Below are 20,397 nucleotides of genomic sequence, written 5' to 3'. Positions count from 1 at the left end.
GAGAAGGAGGGAACGGATAAGAGCAGATAATCATAAGGATATAATCTTTATAAGGAAGGTGAGCAATTGGAAAACTATACTAAGTACAAGCTGAAAAGCAGTGATGAGCTTGCATCAGTGCTGAACGGCAGGGACAATCTGTTCGTAATCGCCTGTAACAAGTGTTTCAAGGAATTTGAGACCGTTGACGAACCGGATTGCGAAGAATTCCTGAAATTTGCTGCGGAGCAGGGAAAAACCGTCACAGGCAGTGCGAAATTCGATTTTCTGTGCAACAAGATGCACACAGAAAGAAAATTACAGGATCTGCTGCCGGAAGGTACAGAGAATGTAGTTGTGATCTCCTGTGGTCTTGGTATCCAGACTGTTGCAGATCTGGCCGGTAAGCCGGTGATCGCAGCAAGTAATACCCTTAACTACAGAGGTCATCACGGCATGGCACTTACCAAAAAGAGCTGTGATGCATGTGCACAGTGCTATCTGAACATTACCGGAGGTGTCTGTCCTATCGTCGACTGTTCCAAGAGTCTTGTGAACGGACAGTGCGGCGGAGCGAAGAACGGTAAATGTGAAGTAGATCCAAACAAGGACTGCGCATGGGAAAAGATCTACCAGAGACTGGCAAAACAGGGCCGTCTGGAAGAGTTCCTGAACCAGCCGGTACAGGTACGTGATTACTCCAAGGTTAACTTCAAGGTGATCAACGATTACGTGAAGTCTATCAGAGAGGACAGACTGAACGGATACTATGGCGGCGTTCATCCGTCAGAGCATAAGGAATTCAGCGAGCATATCGCACTGAAGAAATTCCCGGATCCGAAGACTGTAGTGATCTCCATGTCCCAGCATCTTGGTGCACCTGCCAATCCGATCGTAGAGGTAGGCGACACTGTAAAAGTCGGACAGAAGATCGGCGAAGCTGCCGGATTTATCAGTGCACCGGTACACTCCAGCGTAAGCGGAACCGTAGTTGCCGTTGAGCCACGTATGCATGGCACAAGAGGCAGTGAAGTCATGGCTGTTGTCATTGAATCGGATGGAAAAAATACTCTGCACGAATCCGTACAGCCACATGGTGACCTGGATAATCTGACTCCGGATGAGATCATTGAGATTGTAAAAGAAGCAGGAATCGTTGGTATGGGTGGTGCAGGCTTCCCAACCTGTGTCAAACTGAAACCAGCCAAACCAGTTGATACTATTCTCCTCAATGGATGCGAATGCGAGCCATATTTAACAGCAGACCACAAGGTTCTCCTTGAGTTTGCAGATGACATTATTTTTGGTCTGAAAGCGATCCTGAAGACAACAGGTGCCGAGAAGGGTATCATTGTCATTGAGGATAACAAGCAGGATGCCATCGAATTAATGCAGGAAAAAGTTGCCGATATCGGAAACATGGAAGTATTTGTCGCAAGAACCAAATACCCGCAGGGTGCTGAGAAAACTCTCATCAAGCGCGTTATGGGCAGAAAGGTTCCAAGCGGCGGTCTTCCGGCAGATGTTGGCGTTATCGTAGATAATATCAGTACCGTAAAAGCAATCTCCGATGCGATCCAGAAGGGTATGCCGCTGATCGAGCGTGTTGCAACCGTAACAGGCGAGAAGATCAAGAATCCTGGCAACTTTATCATCAAGATCGGTACCAGCGTAAAAGAGCTGATCGATTACTGCGGTGGATTTACAGATGACGATGTTCTGGTCAAGATGGGCGGACCTATGATGGGATTCCCTCTGAATACTCTGGAAGTACCTATGATGAAGGGCTCCAACGGTATCATCGCCATTGATACAGACGAGACCAAAGAGCAGCCATGTATCAAGTGCGGACGCTGCGTGGACGTATGTCCGATGGAACTTTCTCCTCTGTATTTCGTAAAATATGCGAAAGAAGAGAACTGGCAGGGCATGAAAGACATGAGCATTATGGACTGTGTTGAGTGCAGATGCTGTCAGTATATCTGTTCTTCCAAGATTCCGATCATTAACAGCATCAAAGCCGGAAAAAATGCAGTAAGGGGGATGAAGTGATATGTTGATTACCCAGTTAAAAGCAAAAGAAACTATCGTATCACTGGCAGCCGGAAAGAAAGTTTTTATCATCAACTGCCATGGATGCAAGGAAGTTCGTTTTCCGGAAAAAGAGGCTGTTGCACTTCAGAAGGAACTTTCCGCTGAAGGAAATGTGACAGGGATCATGACAACGGATTATATCTGTAATCCGGAAAATATGCAGTTACGTCTCCAGAAACACATGAGCAAGATCCAGGAAGCTGACCTGGTTCTGGTATTCTCCTGCGGCGTTGGTGTTCAGACCATCGCAGAATATCTGGAAGACAAGATGGTATGTGCAGCCTGCGATACATACCCGGTACCTGGTTTCCAGGGTGTAACACCACTGGAATATAAATGTGACCAGTGCGGTGAGTGTTATCTGAACCTTACCGGTGGAATCTGCCCGATCACAGCATGTTCCAAGAGTCTTGTCAACGGCCAGTGCGGTGGTTCCAAGAATGGTAAATGCGAAGTGGACAGCGACATGGAGTGTGGATGGGAGCGCATCTACAGACGTCTGAAAGAGATCGGACGCCTTGACGCACTGAAATGCCCGACACAGATCCATAATTTCGCTACAGATGATGAAGTGAAATAAGAAGCTTGATGAAATTATGATATTGTCCGCCTGGAACATGGCGGCCAATACCCCAAATTTATAATGATTGGAGCAAAGTATAATATGAAAATGAAAGAATTATTCGACCGTGGTGAATTTGTAGTTTCTGCTGAAGTAGGACCGCCAAAAGGGATCCATGTAGATGAGCTGGTAGAAGAAGCCAAAACTTACCTGAAAGGTGTTCATGCAGTTAATGTAACAGATAACCAGTCTTCAGTAATGCGTCTTGGATCTCTTGCAATGTGTAAAGTCCTCAAAGATGCAGGAATGGACCCGATCTTCCAGCTGGCATGCCGTGATAGAAACCGTATCGCACTGGAGTCTGATCTTTTAAGTGCAGCTATGCTTGGTATCGAGAATATCCTCTGCCTCACAGGTGACCACACAAAGATGGGCGACCATCCACAGGCAAAACCGGTATTTGATCTTGATTCTGTATCTCTTCTTCATACAGTACAGCTTCTTGAGTCCGGTGTAGACCTTGGTGGAAACCAGCTGGTTGGTGAGCCTCCGAAATTCTCCAAAGGTGCCGTTGTATCTCCATGCAGCGATTCCGTTGACGCTCAGCTTGCAAAGATGGAAAGAAAAGTTGCCGCAGGTGCAGACTACTTCCAGACACAGGCTGTATTTGAGCCGGAGAAATTCATCAAATTCATGGAAAAAGCAAAACAGTTCGGAAAACCGGTACAGGTTGGTATTATCATTCCGAAGTCCGCTGGAATGGCTAAGTTCATGAACAACAACGTTGCCGGCATTCATGTTCCGGATGAGATGATCGAGGAACTGAAAGCAGACAAAGAGAAGACAAAAGCTGGTATCACAGGTGTTGAGATCGCTGCACGTATCATCAAAGAGTGTAAGCCATACTGCCAGGGTGTACATATCATGGCACTTGGATGGGAATCCAAGATCCCGGCACTTCTTGAGCAGGCTGAGATCTGATCAGAACGATTGCTTTATAAAAAATAACCAGAAAAGCTGTCCGGAACCGGATGCAGGAGATGCACACCGACCGGGCAGCTTTTGTGTAAGAAAAAGCTTCTTTATACGGAAAAACTCTTCGGGAAGCCTGCGGGATCCACAGCGGAAGAATTCTAGATTAAGAGGTAAAGAGACGATGGAAAGTATTATTATCGGGATCGCCGGAGGATCAGGTTCCGGCAAATCTACATTTACAAACAGACTGAAGAAGCATTTCGGAGACGATGTGGTGGTGATCTATCATGATAATTACTACCGCAGACAGGACGGAATTCCTTTTGAAGAACGTGTGAAGGTGAATTACGATCACCCGGATTCACTGGAAACCGATCTTCTGGTCGAGCATCTCAAAGAACTCAAGGAGGGCAAAACCATCCAATGTCCGGTATACGATTACAGTCAGCACAACCGCTCCGACAAAGTGCTGAAGATCGAACCAAGACCGGTCATTCTGGTAGAAGGAATCCTGCTTCTTGCAGATCCCCGTATCCGAGATCTTCTGGATATCAAGGTTTATGTGGAAGCAGATGCAGATGAGAGGATCTTAAGACGGATCTCCAGAGATGTGGAGGAACGTGGACGGGATTTAAACGGAATCATCGATCAGTATCTTACCACAGTAAAACCGATGCATTATCTGTATGTGGAGCCTACACGGGCGAAAGCAGATATTGTGATCAACAGCGGTAAGAATAATGTGGCCTTTGATCTGTTTGTGTCAAAGATCGGGCAGCTGCTGAAAGAACTGAAAAAATAATAAGTAAAATAAAAAAAAGCATGTCATACCTTAGGACAGAGCGGATCAAGTTATATCCGTCTGGCTGTGTATGACATGCTTTTTTGAGCGGTTCAGGTGAAGCTGCCTGTATTCACACGCTCTGTATAAATTTTTCCACATAATATAAAGCTGCACCAATGGCAGGTGTATACTGTCCGTGGGTACCGACCAGAATCTGATCTTTATCCAGGGTAAAGGGTGCGCCTGTGTTGATGTGTTCCAGCAGATAAGTGATGTCTTCTTCCGTAAAATAAGGTGCCAGATATCCGCTGATGATGATCGGCGCATCGATGATCAGGTTCAGGTTTTTCATGGCAAATGCCAGATGGTTCAGGTAATCTTCCCAGTGCTCAGCAAGCCGGGGAGATTTTTTTTCGCGGAGCAGCGGGAAAAATTCCTTCACAGGCATCCCCGCAGACTGTTCCAGAGCATTGGCAGAGCAGTAGGTCTCCAGACAGCCACGGTTTCCACAGTAACATAAAGGACCGTCCGGGTTCACGCACATATGCTCAAGTGTTCCGCTGTGCATGGAGCTTCCCTGATGGATCTGATGGTTGGTGATAATGGCACCGCCCAGGTTTCGGTTCAGAAGGAACACGACAGCACTGTCAAGCTCCGGGTGATTCCACAGCTCCAGAAAAGCGGCGGATTTGGAATCGTGTTCCAGATGGCAGGGGTAAGGAAGATGCCGGGAAAAATCCTCCAGCTTCATGCCGGTATTGTTCATGATGTTTCCATAGATCACAGTGGAATTATCCGGAGAAGTGATCCCCTGTGTGGCAATGGAAACGCCCAGGATCTTTTCCTCCGGATAGTGATTCTCTGCGATGAATTCCCGTACTTTATCGGTCAGCTGTCTGTAATACTCTTCTGTGTTGGAATAGGGAAGAGCAATGGTTTCTGTATAAAAAGCATTTCCATATAAGTCGATGGCTGTGATATGGAACATGTTTTTCAGGATCCCGATGCCAATGGAAATCCGAAAATCCGAGGCGATCTGGATGGCCTGTGCCTTCCTTCCGCCTGTGGAATCAAAATATCCGTTTCTGTCGATGAGTCCTTCTTTTTCCAGAAGGTTCAGGTTCTGGCTTACTGTGGAAAGTCCCATCTGCAGGTCCTGGACGATCTGCATTTTGGAAGCCTGTTTTGCTTTGTATATATACTGGTAAACCTTGGAGCGGTTTATTTTCTTTAAATTGATGGTGGTTAATCCTTTTTCACTCATGAGATTCTCCTGATAAAAGTCATTATAGATATGTTTAAGTCTTAAATATATTTTAGTATAAATTTGCGGGAAATGCAATGTAGGAGCGCCTGAGTAAAAGTAAACAAAAATATAAGAGGAAAATTAGGTGTTTTGTCAATGGATTTTTTAAAAAAATAGTTTTATACTCTACTTACAGTTAATACATAAGCATAAGTGAAAGACATAAATAATAACGAAATATAAGAAAACAGGGAGGTTCAAGATTATGAAATTAACAAGAAATGGAATCAAGGAACGTGAAGCATGGAAGAAAGCAGGTATCGATCTTCCGGGATACGATGTAGAGGCTGTGACTGAGAAAGCGAAAAAAGAGCCAGGCTGGGTACATTTCGGAATCGGAAATATCTTCCGTGTATTTATCGGCGGTATTGCAGATGGTCTTCTGGAAGAGGGAGTTCTTGACAGAGGTATCACATGTGTAGAGACTTTTGATTATGACGTAGTGGATAAAATTTACGCGCCATATGACAACCTTGGCTTAAATGTCATCCTTCACGGTGATGGAACCCGTGAGTACAAAGTTCTCGGGGCACTTGCAGAAGCAGTGAAAGCACAGTCTTCTGATGCTGAACAATGGAACCGCCTGAAAGAAATTTTTGCGGCTAAATCTCTGCAGCTGGTTTCTTTCACGATCACAGAGAAGGGCTATGCACTCCAGAAAGCAGACGGAACATGGTTCCCGTTTGTGGAAGCAGATATTAAAAACGGACCGGATAAGGCAACGGGAGCAATGGCAGTTCTTGTGGCTATGCTGAATGAGAGATATAAAGCAGGGAAATATCCGATCGCTCTGGTATCTATGGATAACTGCTCACAGAACGGCGCCAAGCTTCGTGAGTCCGTGCTGACTATGACAGAGGAATGGCATAAAGCAGGTTTTGTAGATGATGGATTTGTAGATTATGTAACGGATGAGAAGGTGGTTGCATTCCCGTGGACCATGATCGACAAGATCACACCTCGTCCAAGTGAGCAGATCGCAGCAGACCTTGAGAAGCTTGGCGTTGAAGATATGCAGCCGGTGATCACAGGAAAGAAAACATACATTGCACCATTTGTCAATGCTGAGAAGCCACAGTATCTTGTTATCGAGGACAGCTTCCCTAACGGACGCCCTGCTCTGGAAAAAGGCTTCGGCGTATATATGGCGGACAGAAATACCGTCAATCTCTCCGAGAGAATGAAAGTAACCGTTTGCCTGAATCCTGTACATTCCGCAACCGGCCCTCTTGGTGTGGTACTTGGCTATGATCTGTTTGCACATATGCTGAACACGAACGAAGATATGATGAAAATGGCCCGTATGGTTGCTTATGACGAGGGACTTCCGGTAGTTGCAGATCCTGGAATCCTTTCCCCGCAGGCATTTGTGGATGAGCTTTTCAATGACCGTTTCCCGAATGAGTATCTTGGAGATACAAACCTTCGTCTGGCTGTAGATGTGTCCCAGATGGTAGGTATCCGTTTCGGTGAGACTGTAAAAGCATATGTGAAGAAATTTGGAGATGCTTCCAGATTGACAGCAATCCCGCTGGGAATCGCAGGCTGGCTGAGATACATGCTGGCTGTAGATGACGAAGGAAACAAATTTGAGCTTGCACCGGACCCGATGAATGAGGAGATCACAGAGCAGCTTGGCGATATCGTGATCGGAAAACCGGAAACCTTCAAGGATCAGCTGAAGCCGATCCTTTCCAATGAGAGACTGTTCTTTACAGATCTTTACAAAGATGGTGTGGGTGAAAAGATCGAGGACATGTTCCGCGAGATGATCGCAGGACCTGGAGCTGTAAAGGCAACTATTCATAAATATGTAAAATAAAACCAGGGTTACGAAAATAGCTTATGTAAGTATTGAATAAAGAGAAATCCAGAGCTTGCACAGGTAGAACGCAGAATTGCAGAGTGATCGCATTTCTGAGCATGCAGTAAAGCGGGATGCGAACACCGGATTTATGAAAGGATGGGGTTTTGAAATGAATTTAAAAGATCAGATGAACGGAGTTCAGCACGTAGGTGTGCCGACCAATGACATTGAGACAACCATTAAATTTTATGAAGCACTGGGATTTGAGATTGCTTTTCAGACCGTAAACGAAGCGGCCAATGAGAAGGTTGCTTTTCTGAAACTGGGAAATCTTGTGATCGAGACTTACGAGAACAAAGCAGCAAAAATGGAATCCGGTGCCATCGATCATGTTGCCATTGATGTGAAGGATATCGAGAAAGTCCACGAGATGGTGACAGCAGCCGGACTGAATACTATCAATGATGAAGTCCATTTCCTGCCGTTCTGGGAGAATGGTGTGAAGTTCTTTACTATTGAGGGACCGAATAAGGAGAAGGTGGAGTTTAGCCAGTATTTATAAGAAGTAAATAAAATTGTGTTCATGAGTGTGAAACAGAGTACAATACAGAGGTTCGTTTTGTGTTGCATACAGCCTGTCAGATATAAGATGATCAAAGATCATCGTGTATCCGGCGGGCTGTTTTCTGTATTAGACAGAATTTGGGGCCGAGGGAAAATTTCTTGCATGAAATGGATAATGAGACTACAATGAGATGCAGATGTGCTATAGAAGATCGGGATCAGCAGTAGATGAGATGATTCCTGAAGAATAAAAACAGGAAATGGATTTCGGATATCTGTTTCTTGGTATGATGGAGAATTATGAAAATACATTACAGAGTCAAAAAGAATACAATAGAAATTATCCGTTGTTACGGAACAGACAGCCGGGTGGTGCTGCCGGAAGAGATCAATGGCCTTCCGGTAGTCAGTGCGGCGCCGTATGCGTTTTCCGCACACAAGGATGGAGAAGAAGATACAGAAACCTGGGAGAGCGAAGATGTAATTTCGTTCGGGGAAGAGAGACTTCTTGCCGGGGAGGAAGTGCAGGAGATCGTTTTTCCCGATACACTGAAGGAAATCGGAAGATATATTTTTTATGGGTGCAAAAAACTGGAACGACTGGAATTTTCGGATACGCTGATGCAGGTGGGAACCGGGGCGTTTACGGGCTGCAGCGGGCTGAAGGAGCTTGTGATCCATCAGAAAAAAGGGTTCAAGTCCTGTACAAAGGAGATCCTCGGTGAGCTGTGGCAGAAGATCGATGTGGATTTTCTGTATGAAAATGGTGAGGCAGGTGGAAAACGTGCGCATATGGTTTTTCCGGAGCATTATGATGAGGCGGTGGAGAACACGCCTGCGAGAATTTTGTTTACGGAGTATCATGGTTCAGGGACCAATTACCGGCAATGCTTCTATAATAAAGAACTGGATTTCGCAGAGTATGACAGCCTGTTTGATATGGCAGTGGTAATGGATAAGCTGGAGGTTTTGGTTGATATGAGCTTTGGGCGGCTTCGTTATCCGTGGCAGCTGAGCGAAAAGGCGAAGAAGCAGTATGAGGATTATATCCGGGGAAATCTTAAGGATATCGGGGAATACCTGGTGGAAAGCGGAAACTTAAATGGTCTGGAGCTGCTTTCACGGGAAAAGCTCTGGAACAGAGAGGGCCTGGAACATAGTATTGATGTGGTGTCCGGGAAGAAGGATATGGAGATTTCCGCATTTCTGATGAATGAACGCAGCCGGATGCTGAAGGAAGAGCAGAAGGTTGCCGGGGAGACAGAAAATGAGAGGTGCCCTGTTAAAAGGAGAAAGAAGTTTCAGTTATGAGTGATATAGAAACAACTGAAAAAAATAAAAATAACTTCCTGCCCGGTCAGGGATCCAATCCCCAGGAGGCGGCCCAGCGTCTCCAGGACATCGGCAGCAGCATCCTCCGGGCGGCAAGAGACGAGCTGTATCTTGGCATGCGTTTTCTGGATGTGGCGCTGAGCAGCTTTATTTATCAGATGGATGGTTCGGTCAGTCCGTTTGGAACAGACGGGGCTGTGATGTACTTCCATCCGGCACAGCTTGGCGGGCTTTATAAAGAAAACAGGATTCTTGTGAATCGAGGATATCTCCATATGGTATTTCACTGCATTTTCCGGCACTTTGGGAAGCCGGGAATAGAGAAGCGTTTGTGGAATTTAAGCTGCGATATTGCAGTGGAGCATATGATCGACGGGATCTACCACCGCTCAGTCCGATATTCCAGAAGTCTTCTCCGGAGAGAAACCTACCGTCTTCTGGAAAAGGAAAAGAAGACGCTGAATGCAGAGAGAATCTACAAGATTCTGAAAGAAGAATTTCTGAAGGAAAAAGAACTGGCACAGCTTGAAAAAGAGTTCTACGTGGACGACCATAAATACTGGGCAAACCAGCAGCCCGACCGGAAACCCAATCCCCTGATGAGTAAAAAATGGGGAGATATCAGCGATGGGATCGAAACAGACCTTGGGACTTTTTCCAGAGAGTCAGGAGAGCAGGACGGAGATTTTCTGGACCAGCTGAAAATAGAGAACCGGGAACGATATGATTATCGGGAATTTCTGCGGAAGTTTGCAGTATTTCGGGAAGAACTGACTGTAGATCCGGACAGCTTTGATTATAATTTTTATACCTACGGGCTTTCCCTTTACGGGAATATGCCGCTGATCGAACCCCTGGAAACCAGAGAAGTGAAAAAAGTTTCGGAATTTGTCATTGTGATCGATACCTCCATGTCCTGTTCAGGAGAACTGGTACAGAGATTTCTGGAGGAAACCTATGGGATCTTAAGCGACAGCGGGAATTTTTTCCAGAAGGTAAATATACACATTATCCAGTGTGATGAGAAGGTGCATTCGGATGTGAAGATCACCAGCAGAGAAGAACTGCAGGATTACATGGACAGCCTGGAACTTTACGGTGATGGAGGTACAGATTTCCGTCCGGCTTTTGCTTATGTGGAAGAGCTGATGGAAAAACGTGAGTTTGAAAATCTGAAGGGACTGGTGTATTTTACAGACGGATACGGGATTTTTCCGGCAAAGATGCCGCCATACCGGACAGCATTTGTATTTATGGAGCAGGAGCCTGAGGATGTGGATATCCCGGCCTGGGCCATGAAGCTGGTGATCACGGAGGAAGAATTGTAAAGAATTATATCCATATCTTATGTCATGAATCTGATATTTTAATCTTTTATTTTGTATATTGCTATCTGCATATCAGTTATAGTGTAGAAAATAGGTAACAACAGACAATGTTACGGAAAATATACAGAACAGGAGATTGTATGGCATGAGATATGGGTATTTTGATGAAGAAAAAAAGGAATATGTGATTACCAGGCCGGACACACCTGCTCCGTGGGTGAATTATTTGGGATCGCCGGAATACGGAGCAATCGTTTCCAATAATGCAGGGGGATACAGCTTTGCAAAATCCGGGGCGAACGGCAGAATCCTGAGATATATTTTTAATCAGTTTGATCAGCCGGGAAGATATATTTATCTCAGGGATAATGACACAAAAGATTATTGGTCAGCATCCTGGCAGCCGGTTGGCAAAGATCTCAATGAGTATAAAAGTGAATGTCATCATGGCACAGCCTATACTAAAATGATGGCAGATTACAGCGAGATACATTCAGAGGTGAGATACTATGTACCGCTTGGGCAGTCCTACGAGGTGTGGAATCTGAAAGTTACCAACTGCTCAGACAGAAAACGTGAGATCAGTGTGACTGGATATGCAGAGTTTACAAATAACAGCAATTATGAACAGGATCAGGTGAATCTGCAGTATTCCCAGTATATTACAAGAACAGTATTCTGTGGAGATCGTGTACGTCAGATGATCCATGCGAATCTGGACGGCCTTAAGGATGGGGAAGAGGTTGATAACAAGAACGTGTTCAACCGATTCTTCGGCCTGGCTGGAGAGAAGGTTTCTTCCTGGTGTGGTGACAGGGAAAAATTCCTTGGAAGATATCACGGATACAACAATCCGGCAGGGGTTGAAGCCGGTGTATTATGTAATGAGGGAAATTATAATGAAAACAGCTGTGGAGCTCTTTCAGCTGTAATTACTCTGGAACCGGGAGAAAGTCGGGAAATGGCTTTTCTGGCAGGAATGAAGGAGGATAATGAAGCAGCGGAGATTATAGCACATTATGCAGACTGTGAAAAAACATGCGCGGTGGAGCTTGAAGAACTGATCAGTTACTGGCACGGACAGCTTGCACATTTTCAGATCAGAACACCAAGTCCGGAATTCGATACCATGATCAATACATGGAACGCATATAACTGTTTTATGACATTTATCTGGTCACGTGCAGCATCTTTTACTTATTGCGGACTTCGTAACGGATATGGATACCGTGATACTGTACAGGATATCCAGGGTGTGATCCATCTTGCACCCCAAATGGCACTGGATAAGATCCGTTTCATGCTGTCAGCACAGGTAGATAACGGCGGCGGTCTTCCACTTGTGAAATTCACACATAATCCGGGACATGAGGATACACCGGATGATGCGTCCTATGTACAGGAAACTGGTCATCCGGCATACCGCGCAGATGATGCACTCTGGCTGTTCCCTACTGTATACAAATATATTTCAGAGACAGGAAATTTTGCATTCATCGATGAAGTGATCCCGTTTGCAAACAAGGATGAAGGAACTGTATACGAGCATCTGAAAAGAGCTATTGACTTCTCCATGAACCATCTTGGCAGACATGGAATGCCGGCCGGACTTTATGCAGACTGGAATGATTGTCTGAGACTTGGAAAGGATGGGGAATCTACTTTCGTTGCATTACAGTTCTATTATGCAATGACTATCCTGAAAGAGTTTGCAAAGTACAAAAAAGATGAAAAATATATAAAATACCTGGAAGAAAAACAAGAGCAGCTTGGAAAATTGATCCAGGAACTCTGTTGGAATGAAGATCGTTTTATCCGTGGTTTTACGGAGCGGGGAGAGGTTATCGGAAAGAGAACTGACCCGGAGGCAAATATGTGGCTGAATCCACAGAGCTGGGCTGTGATCAGCGGCCTTGCAACAGAGCGGCAGGCAGATCTGGCTCTTCAAATGGTTTATGAAAGATTGAATACAGAATACGGTGCAATCCTTATGGATCCTCCATATCATGCAAATGCTTTCGACGGAGCACTTGCGGTTATCTACAATGCAGGAACAAAGGAAAATGCGGGAATCTTTTCACAGTCACAGGGATGGCTCATTCTGGCAGAAGCACTTTGCGGACATGGTGAGCGTGCATTTAATTATTTCCTGGAGAATGCTCCGGCAGCGCAGAATGACAGGGCTGAGATCAGACAGCTGGAGCCATACTGCTATGGACAGTTTACAGAAGGAAAAGCAAGCCCGAATTTCGGACGATCTCATGTGCACTGGCTGACAGGAACAGCATCTACTGTGATGGTAGGATGTGTAGAAGGAATTCTTGGCATGCGTCCGGATTTCTATGGCTTACGTATAGCACCATCGATTCCAAAAGAATGGGAGAAGTTTGAGATAAGCAAGGATTTCCGTGGATGTCATCTCCATATCACTGTGAAGAATCCGGGACATGTGGAAGCCGGATGTAAAAAACTCTATGTAAATGGAGAAGAACTTCCGGGTAATTATATTCCGCAGGAGAAACTTACCGGTGAGACAGAAATTGAATTCTATATGTCATGACATAATGGATATAAATTGCGAGGAGATCACATTTATGAATACAAAGTAAAATGGAATATAAATACCGTTTTATTTTGGCAGGAAGGAGATCACAGAATGAAATATATAAAATTTCAGGATAAAAATGGAAGCTTTTCCATAGAAAATCCGGAGAATTACAGCGGTTTATATATACCTCTGGCCGGAGAAAACGGATTGAAATCCGCGATCACCCCTTCTCTGGGAGGAGACAGCAAACTGGATCAGAATCATTTTCTGCTGGAACCGGTAAGCATTGAGAATCTTCATAATAATCGAAACACCAGAAATTTCTGGTGCAAGATAAAAGGAAAAGGTTACTGGTCAGCATGCGGAGTTTCGGCAGAACAGGAATTTCAGAAATATACTGATAAACAGGATAAAAGCAGCCTGGAAGCCGGATTTATGTGGCAGAAGTTGCACAGAACTTCTGAGAAATACGGACTTCAGTCAGAGATTTTGTCTTTTGTGACAGTGAAAGGTGATGCGGAGGTCCATCTTGTAAAGATTACCAATATTGAAGAGGAAGAACAGGAGATCACACCGGTTGCTGTAATACCTGTATATGGAAGAAGTGCAGACAATCTCAGAGATCACAGGCATGTGACTTCCCTTTTGCACAGGATAAGAATAACGGAGTACGGTGTTGAAGTAAAACCGGTGCTTTCTTTTGATGAAAGAGGTCATCAGAAGAATAATACTGCATATTTTGTATATGGATCTGAAGGCGAGGGAACGGAACCGGAAAGCTTTTATCCTGATGTGGAAATGTTTATCGGAGAAGGCGGTTCTTTCCTGATTCCGGAGGTGGTCAGAGAAGAGAAAAAAGGTGTTCCGGCAGGAACAGAAATTGAAGGAAAGGAAGCTGTCGGTGGTATTCGTTTTGCATCCAGGGTTCTGAGACCACATGAAACAGCTGTATATGTTGTGACAGCGGGAATATCTGAAAGAAATCAGCTGCCGGAGGAGACTGCACGGTTTTACAGAACTGAAAAACAGGTTGCAAGAGAATTTGAACATGTAAAAAAACACTGGACAGAAAAAGTGAATGTTTCTTTTGAGACAGGTGATGAGGACAGAGATAATTATCTGAAATGGATCTGTTTCCAGCCGATATTAAGAAGAATTTACGGTTGTTCATTCCTCCCGTATCATGATTATGGAAAAGGTGGAAGAGGCTGGCGTGATCTCTGGCAGGACTGTCTGGCACTTCTGATCATGGAGCCTTCTGTTGTACGTCAGATGATCGTCGATAATTACGGTGGAGTACGCATCGATGGAACCAATGCCACGATCATCGGAAACAGACAGGGTGAATTTATCGCAGACCGCAACAACATTGCCCGCGTGTGGATGGATCATGCTTTCTGGCCATTTGTGACAACGCAGCTTTATATGGATCAGACCGGGGATATGAATGTCCTTTTTGAGAAGATTCCATATTTCAAGGATCTTCAGACAAAAAGAGGAACTGCGCATGATGAAAAATGGAGCAGTGCCTATGGAGAAAATCAGAAAACAGAATCCGGTGAGATTTATTACGGAACGGTTCTGGAACACATTTTGCTGGAAAATCTCTGTGCTTTTTATGATGTAGGAGAGCACAACGAGATGAAACTTCACGGGGCAGACTGGAACGATGCCATAGATATGGCATGGGAAAATGGTGAGAGTGTGGCATTTACCTGTGCATATGCTGGAAATATGAAGAACATCGCAGAATATCTGAGAAAACTTCAGGAAAAGGAAATGTTTGACAGGATTGAAGTTGCGGAAGAAATGGAAATCCTGTTTACCGGAGACCGTGAGCTTTATGAAAGCCCGGAGAAAAAACAGCAGCTTCTGAGACAGTACACAGAAAAATGTGCACATGATATCAGCGGAAATACTATTGTGATCCGTCTGGACCAGCTTAGCCGGAATCTGGATGAAAAGGCAGATTGGATGATGGAAAACATCCGCAGAAGAGAATGGGTAAAAGACGGAGAAAACGGCTGGTTCAACGGATATTATGATGATCATAAACGTCCTGTGGAAAGGGCAGAAAACAGCCAGGTACGTATGATGCTTACCAGTCAGGTATTTGCGATCATGAGTAAAACCGCACAGAAAGATCAGATTGAGTCTATCTGTAAAAGTGCGGATAAATATCTTTTTGACCGTCAGGCAGGAGGATATCGCCTGAATACCAATTTCCATGAAGAAAAATTTGATCTGGGAAGAATGTTCGGGTTTGCTTATGGAGAAAAGGAAAACGGAGCGGTATTTTCCCATATGGCTGTTATGTATGGCAATGCACTGTATAAAAATGGCTATGCAAAAGAAGGATATAAGGTTCTGGAAACGCTTCTGGACGCTGCCATGGATTTTGAGAACAGCAGGATGTATCCTGGAATTCCGGAATATTTTGATAATCAGGGAAGAGGATTGTATGCATATCTTACCGGTGCTGCAAGCTGGTATATGCTGACTATGATCACAGAGGTATTTGGCGTCAGAGGAGATCTTGGAGATCTGGTGATCGCGCCGGCACTGATGCCGGAGCAGTATAATGAGAATGGACAGGCATCTCTTACTATGGAATTTGCCGGAAGAAAGCTGGAGATCTGTATCTGCAATCTGGAGAAAAAACTTCCTTCAGAATATAAAATAAAAACAGTATGGTGCGATGAAAAGGAAATGAAAAACAAACAGAGTACCTGTGTACGTATAGATCGGGAACTGCTCGAAAAGCTTTCTGTAAAAGAAACACACAGGATCAAAGTGGAACTGATGTAACCGAAATCGGTTATACATAATTGTTAAATTACAGAAACAGAAGTATCAATAGGAAAACGGCATCCCACAGTTGTAAAAAAGCTGCGGGATGTCGTTTTTGATGCTGATAAAAAATATCAGCCATAATAATAAGGATGTTTACCACATGGATTTGTAATATTTGTCACGGTACTTCTTTGGGGTAAGGCCGGTGAAGTTTTCAAAGATCTGGATAAAATGACTCTGTGAAGAGAAATTCAGATAATTGGCGATATCAACGACTGCTTTATCAGAGTATCGGAGCAGGTGAGTGGCTTTTTCGATTTTTTTCTCGCGGATGTAATCACTTATGGATACTCCAAGATTCTGTTTGAATACTCTGGACAGATAACTGGGAGAGAGTCCGGTATGTTCTGACAGATCCTGAATGGTGATACGCTCCTTAATGTGACCGTAAATATAGTCCACGCATTGCATGACCGGTCTGGAAAGAATAGAGCTTTTTTTCTGGAGGATCATTTTTCCGGTAAAATCTCTGGCCATAATATGATGCAGATCTGCAATCTGGCGTACAGTGGTGCAGGAATCCATTTTCAGAATGTAAAAATCGCTGAGACGATATGCCTGTTCAGACTCTAGTCCACCGTCAATACAGTAACGGGTGAGCATGGCAGTAGTGACAACGAAATGATACTTCAGGTTGGTCAGAGGATTTTTGGAGAGGATACCGGTTCCCTTCAGATGAAGAAAAGAGTCTTCCTCGCAGTTTTTGTTTACAGCTTCCATATCACCGGCTCTTACGGCATTGTAAAAAGAATATTCCACAGAGGGAGAGCGATGAAGAGCTTCCAGTTCTGTATCTTCCAGTTCATTAGTAATCCAGTCTTGGGAAATGGACATATTGATATCCTCCTTATATGTTGGTGTTTAAGGAATGTATTGGTTTCTTATATTATGACATGAATCTGACATTTTGTTAAGATTAATAATATAATCGCAGATAAAAAAATGGTATATTTTTATCATCAAAGGTAAAGCATCGGGGATGCTACAGAAAAAGGAGGATTTATACTATGAAAAAAAGAGCGGTATCTATGATCCTTGCAGCAGCAATGGTTTGTGGAATGTTGGCAGCAAATGTAAGCTGTGTATCTGCAAAAGGATCGGATGAGGGAAAAGTGATCAATATTTATTCCTGGAATGATGAGTTCCGTCAGAGACTGGAAGCTGTTTATCCGGAAGTAGAGTCCACTTCCAAAGATGGTACAGTTACAAAACTGAAAGATGGTACAGAGATCCACTGGGTCGTAAATCCGAACCAGGATGGCGTATATCAGCAGAAACTGGATGAGGCACTTCTCAACCAGGCTGATGCAAGTGCAGATGATAAGGTAGACATATTCCTTTCTGAGACAGATTATGTATTCAAATATACAGACAAAGATGCAGATGTTGCAATGCCTCTTACTGATCTTGGCATTGATCCGGACAAGGATCTTGCAGATCAGTATGATTTCACGAAAACAACAGCTTCTGATGCGGATGGAGTACAGAGAGGCGCCACATGGCAGTGCTGCCCGGGTGTCCTTGTATATCGTCGTGACATTGCGAAAGATGTTTTCGGTACTGATGACCCGAAAGAAGTTGGCGAGAAGATGAAAGACTGGGATACAGCCAAAGAATCAGCAGCTCAGCTGAAAGAAAAAGGATATTATACATTTGCTTCTTATGCAGACACTTTTCGTTTATATGGAAACAGCATTGAGAATCCGTGGGTAGAGTCCGGTGATTCTGTGATCAAAGTAGATTCAAAGATCATGGACTGGGTAAAAGATTCCAAAGAGTGGCTGGATGCAGGTTATCTTAACAAAACTGTAAAAGGTCAGTGGAACGATGACTGGAACAAGGCAATGAGTTCTGAGTCCAAGGTATTCGCATTCCTCTTCCCGGCATGGGGTATCGACTTTACTCTGAAACCAAACTGGGATGGAGCAGAAGGTGACTGGGCTGTTACAAATCCTCCGCAGGAATACAACTGGGGTGGCTCTTACATTCAGGCTGCAACAGGAACAGATAATCCGGAACATGTCAAAGATATTATCCTGGCAATGACGGGAAATCAGGATAATCTTCTTAAGATTTCCAAAGAATACTCTGATTTTACAAATACAAAATCCGGTATGAAAGATGCAGCTACAAATGCAGATTTCGCATCTGATTTCCTTGGTGGACAGAACCCGTTTGAGTATTTTGCACCGGTTGCAGAGAATATCAAGATCGCACCGCTTTCCGCATATGACCAGGGTTGTGTAGAGCTGATCCAGAACGCTTTCAGTGATTACTTCCAGGGTAAAGTAGACTTTGACAAAGCAAAAGCCAACTTTGAGACAGCTATTCAGGAGCGTTATCCGGAGATCACAGAGATCCAGTGGCCGGAATAAATACCACATGAGGATAATTGTTGATGCTGCAGGATCTTTGGATCCTGCAGTTTGCTGGAAAGGAAGAGCATTATGAAGAAAAAGAGCGTTAATTACGGAAAATGGGGATACATATTTATTCTTCCGTTTTTTGTGATCTATTTTATCTTTTCGCTGATTCCGCTGTTTGATACAGTGAGATACAGCTTTTTTGAATATTTCCGTTCTGGAATCAAGCAGATTGGTCCTAATTTTGTAGGACTTGCCAATTATGTCAGTCTTCTGCATTCTGACATGCTGAAATACGGACTGAATACACTGATCCTTTGGGTGATCGGATTTGTTCCGCAGATCGTTGTTGCACTGGTGCTTGCATGCTGGTTTACTGATGCCAGGCTGAAGCTTCATGGCAAGCAGTTTTTTAAGGTTGTAATTTATCTGCCGAACCTGATCATGGCATCAGCATTTGCACTTCTGTTTTTTACCATGTTTTCCACAAACGGACCTGTAAACTCCATTTTGTGTTCACTGGGCTGGATAAAGGAACCGATTGATTTTCTGGGCTCTGTTCTGGGAACAAGATCATTGGTAGGTTTCATGAATTTCCTGATGTGGTTCGGAAACACGACCATCATGCTGATGGCAGCAGTAATGGGAATCAGTATGGATGTTTTTGAAGCATCGGATCTGGACGGATGCAACAGCATTCAGCGTTTCTTCTATATTACGCTTCCACTGATTCGTCCGATTCTTTCCTATACTCTGATCACTTCCATCATCGGTGGCCTTCAGATGTTTGATGTACCGCAGATCCTCACAAACGGACAGGGTAATCCGGACAGAACATCCATGACACTGATTATGTTCCTGAACAGCCATCTGAAGAGCAAGAATTATGGTATGGCCGGAGCATTGTCTGTATACCTGTTTATTATCAGTGCAATCCTCTGCTTCTTTGTATATCGTATGACTAACGACAATGATCCGGACGGATCTAAGAAAGCAGCGAAAAAGAGAGCAAGAGCAGAAAGGAGAAAAACAAAATGATGAAAGATAAGACAGCCAGCAGGATCAGAAGTATCGTGGCACATGTGGTACTTATTATTCTTTCCTTTATGTGTCTCTTTTTCTTTTATGTACTGATCGTGAATGCGTCTCATTCTCATGCAGAGCTTCAGAAGGGATTTTCTGCTCTTCCTGGAAAATATTTCTGGAAAAACCTGATGAATGTTGCAAATGACGGAAGCTTTCCGATGTTCAGGGGAATTCTTAACAGTATTATCGTGTCCGGATGCAGTGCAGTATTATGTACATATTTTTCCTCACTGACAGCATATGGTCTTTATGCCTATGATTTCAAGGCAAGGAATGTAGCGTTTACATTTATCATGGCGATCCTCGTCATGCCGACACAGGTAACTGCAATGGGCTTCCTTCGTCTGATCACAAAGATGGGATTATATGATTCCCTGCTTCCGTTGATCATTCCGTCTGTTGCGTCACCGGCCGTATTCTATTTTATGTACAGCTATCTGCAGTCCTCACTGCCGATGTCGCTGGTAGAAGCAGCCAGAATTGACGGCTCCGGAGAATTCCGTACTTTCAACAGTATTGTCCTGCCAATCATGAAGCCGGCAATCGCTGTACAGGCGATTTTTACATTTGTAGGCTCCTGGAACAATTATTTCGTTCCTGCTCTGGTTATCCAGTCTAAAAGCAAGATGACTGTTCCAATCCTGATTGCAACACTTCGTGGAGCAGATTATATGAATTTTGATATGGGTAAGATTTACATGATGATCACAGTTGCCATTGTGCCGATCATTATCGTATATCTCCTTCTTTCCAAGTTTATCATCGCAGGAGTGACACTTGGAGGCGTAAAAGAATAACAAAAGGTAGCAGGTAAGA

The 20,397-nt window shown here is 44.2% G+C and carries 15 protein-coding genes; 13 read left to right on the top strand and 2 right to left on the bottom strand.

Annotated elements, in window-relative coordinates; all coding sequences use genetic code 11:
* The first annotated feature begins 66 nt into the window (after positions 1-66).
* The 4 genes from rsxC (at position 67) to udk (ending at position 4,412) form a co-directional block, all read left to right on the top strand.
* Entirely contained in the window at positions 67-2,031 is a 1,965-nt protein-coding gene (gene rsxC / locus G5B06_RS12190; RefSeq protein WP_173762028.1) for an electron transport complex subunit RsxC, read from the top strand.
* Between the two features lies 1 nt (position 2,032).
* Positions 2,033-2,653, top strand: coding sequence for a methylenetetrahydrofolate reductase C-terminal domain-containing protein (locus tag G5B06_RS12185; protein WP_118752733.1), 621 nt, complete (start codon positions 2,033-2,035; stop codon positions 2,651-2,653).
* Positions 2,654-2,737: 84 nt separating this feature from the next.
* Positions 2,738-3,616, top strand: coding sequence for a methylenetetrahydrofolate reductase (locus G5B06_RS12180; protein WP_015526188.1), 879 nt, complete (start codon positions 2,738-2,740; stop codon positions 3,614-3,616).
* A 175-nt stretch (positions 3,617-3,791) separates the two neighbouring features.
* Positions 3,792-4,412, top strand: a complete 621-nt coding sequence (udk, locus tag G5B06_RS12175) for a uridine kinase (RefSeq protein WP_021976352.1) — start codon at positions 3,792-3,794, stop codon at positions 4,410-4,412.
* Positions 4,413-4,524: 112 nt separating this feature from the next.
* Here udk and G5B06_RS12170 read toward each other — a convergent pair whose 3' ends face one another.
* Complete coding sequence (locus G5B06_RS12170) at positions 4,525-5,658, bottom strand: ROK family transcriptional regulator (protein ID WP_118752734.1); 1,134 nt, start codon at positions 5,656-5,658, stop codon at positions 4,525-4,527.
* 247 nt (positions 5,659-5,905) lie between these two features.
* Here G5B06_RS12170 and G5B06_RS12165 point away from each other — a divergent pair, with 247 nt between their 5' ends.
* The 6 genes from G5B06_RS12165 to G5B06_RS12140 all read left to right on the top strand — a co-directional run bounded on the left by G5B06_RS12165 (position 5,906) and on the right by G5B06_RS12140 (position 16,087).
* Positions 5,906-7,522 (top strand): mannitol dehydrogenase family protein, encoded by a 1,617-nt coding sequence (locus G5B06_RS12165; protein ID WP_021976971.1) that lies wholly within the window; start codon positions 5,906-5,908, stop codon positions 7,520-7,522.
* Between the two features lie 154 nt (positions 7,523-7,676).
* Positions 7,677-8,069, top strand: coding sequence for a VOC family protein (locus tag G5B06_RS12160; RefSeq protein WP_118752766.1), 393 nt, complete (start codon positions 7,677-7,679; stop codon positions 8,067-8,069).
* A 302-nt stretch (positions 8,070-8,371) separates the two neighbouring features.
* Positions 8,372-9,382: a leucine-rich repeat domain-containing protein gene (locus tag G5B06_RS12155; RefSeq protein ID WP_118752735.1), complete on the top strand. Its 1,011-nt coding sequence runs from the start codon at positions 8,372-8,374 to the stop codon at positions 9,380-9,382.
* The gene (locus G5B06_RS12150; protein WP_173741321.1) at positions 9,379-10,731 is read left to right on the top strand and encodes a VWA-like domain-containing protein; all 1,353 of its coding nucleotides are present in this window, start codon (positions 9,379-9,381) and stop codon (positions 10,729-10,731) included. The genes G5B06_RS12155 and G5B06_RS12150 overlap by 4 nt, the downstream gene beginning before the upstream one ends.
* A 145-nt stretch (positions 10,732-10,876) precedes the next feature.
* Positions 10,877-13,291: a GH36-type glycosyl hydrolase domain-containing protein gene (locus G5B06_RS12145; protein WP_173762029.1), complete on the top strand. Its 2,415-nt coding sequence runs from the start codon at positions 10,877-10,879 to the stop codon at positions 13,289-13,291.
* Between the two features lie 96 nt (positions 13,292-13,387).
* Positions 13,388-16,087 carry a GH36-type glycosyl hydrolase domain-containing protein gene (locus G5B06_RS12140; protein ID WP_173762030.1) on the top strand — a complete coding sequence of 900 codons (2,700 nt, stop codon included), beginning with the start codon at positions 13,388-13,390 and terminating at the stop codon, positions 16,085-16,087.
* Between the two features lie 138 nt (positions 16,088-16,225).
* On the opposite strand, the gene G5B06_RS12135 is transcribed toward G5B06_RS12140, so the two are convergent.
* On the bottom strand, positions 16,226-16,966 hold the full coding sequence (locus G5B06_RS12135; protein ID WP_118608163.1) for a helix-turn-helix domain-containing protein: 741 nt from the start codon (positions 16,964-16,966) through the stop codon (positions 16,226-16,228).
* 173 nt (positions 16,967-17,139) lie between these two features.
* Here G5B06_RS12135 and G5B06_RS12130 point away from each other — a divergent pair, with 173 nt between their 5' ends.
* The 3 genes from G5B06_RS12130 (at position 17,140) to G5B06_RS12120 (ending at position 20,378) form a co-directional block, all read left to right on the top strand.
* Complete coding sequence (locus G5B06_RS12130; RefSeq protein WP_173762031.1) at positions 17,140-18,507, top strand: ABC transporter substrate-binding protein; 1,368 nt, start codon at positions 17,140-17,142, stop codon at positions 18,505-18,507.
* A 72-nt stretch (positions 18,508-18,579) separates the two neighbouring features.
* The gene (locus G5B06_RS12125; RefSeq protein WP_173762032.1) at positions 18,580-19,533 is read left to right on the top strand and encodes a carbohydrate ABC transporter permease; all 954 of its coding nucleotides are present in this window, start codon (positions 18,580-18,582) and stop codon (positions 19,531-19,533) included.
* Positions 19,533-20,378: a carbohydrate ABC transporter permease gene (locus tag G5B06_RS12120; RefSeq protein WP_044961860.1), complete on the top strand. Its 846-nt coding sequence runs from the start codon at positions 19,533-19,535 to the stop codon at positions 20,376-20,378. Before G5B06_RS12125 ends, G5B06_RS12120 begins: the two co-directional genes overlap by 1 nt.
* Positions 20,379-20,397: the final 19 nt, after the last annotated feature.

The organism is Blautia luti (genome assembly GCF_013304735.1).
In the GTDB taxonomy this organism is placed as follows: Bacteria; Bacillota; Clostridia; order Lachnospirales; family Lachnospiraceae; genus Blautia_A.
The sequence above is the reverse complement of the archived record's forward strand: the minus strand, read 5'-3'. Positions and strand labels throughout refer to the sequence as shown.

Bases quoted from the DNA above. Each gene is read 5' to 3' on its own strand.
- G5B06_RS12155 (WP_118752735.1), top strand. From the start codon at position 8,372: ATGAAAATACATTACAGAGTCAAAAAGAATACAATAGAAATTATCCGT.
- G5B06_RS12135 (WP_118608163.1), bottom strand. From the start codon at position 16,966: ATGTCCATTTCCCAAGACTGGATTACTAATGAACTGGAAGATACAGAA.
- udk (WP_021976352.1), top strand. From the start codon at position 3,792: ATGGAAAGTATTATTATCGGGATCGCCGGAGGATCAGGTTCCGGCAAA.
- G5B06_RS12130 (WP_173762031.1), top strand. From the start codon at position 17,140: ATGAAAAAAAGAGCGGTATCTATGATCCTTGCAGCAGCAATGGTTTGT.
- G5B06_RS12185 (WP_118752733.1), top strand. From the start codon at position 2,033: ATGTTGATTACCCAGTTAAAAGCAAAAGAAACTATCGTATCACTGGCA.
- G5B06_RS12145 (WP_173762029.1), top strand. From the start codon at position 10,877: ATGAGATATGGGTATTTTGATGAAGAAAAAAAGGAATATGTGATTACC.
- G5B06_RS12160 (WP_118752766.1), top strand. From the start codon at position 7,677: ATGAATTTAAAAGATCAGATGAACGGAGTTCAGCACGTAGGTGTGCCG.
- G5B06_RS12120 (WP_044961860.1), top strand. From the start codon at position 19,533: ATGAAAGATAAGACAGCCAGCAGGATCAGAAGTATCGTGGCACATGTG.
- G5B06_RS12170 (WP_118752734.1), bottom strand. From the start codon at position 5,658: ATGAGTGAAAAAGGATTAACCACCATCAATTTAAAGAAAATAAACCGC.
- G5B06_RS12140 (WP_173762030.1), top strand. From the start codon at position 13,388: ATGAAATATATAAAATTTCAGGATAAAAATGGAAGCTTTTCCATAGAA.
- G5B06_RS12125 (WP_173762032.1), top strand. From the start codon at position 18,580: ATGAAGAAAAAGAGCGTTAATTACGGAAAATGGGGATACATATTTATT.
- G5B06_RS12150 (WP_173741321.1), top strand. From the start codon at position 9,379: ATGAGTGATATAGAAACAACTGAAAAAAATAAAAATAACTTCCTGCCC.
- G5B06_RS12180 (WP_015526188.1), top strand. From the start codon at position 2,738: ATGAAAATGAAAGAATTATTCGACCGTGGTGAATTTGTAGTTTCTGCT.
- G5B06_RS12165 (WP_021976971.1), top strand. From the start codon at position 5,906: ATGAAATTAACAAGAAATGGAATCAAGGAACGTGAAGCATGGAAGAAA.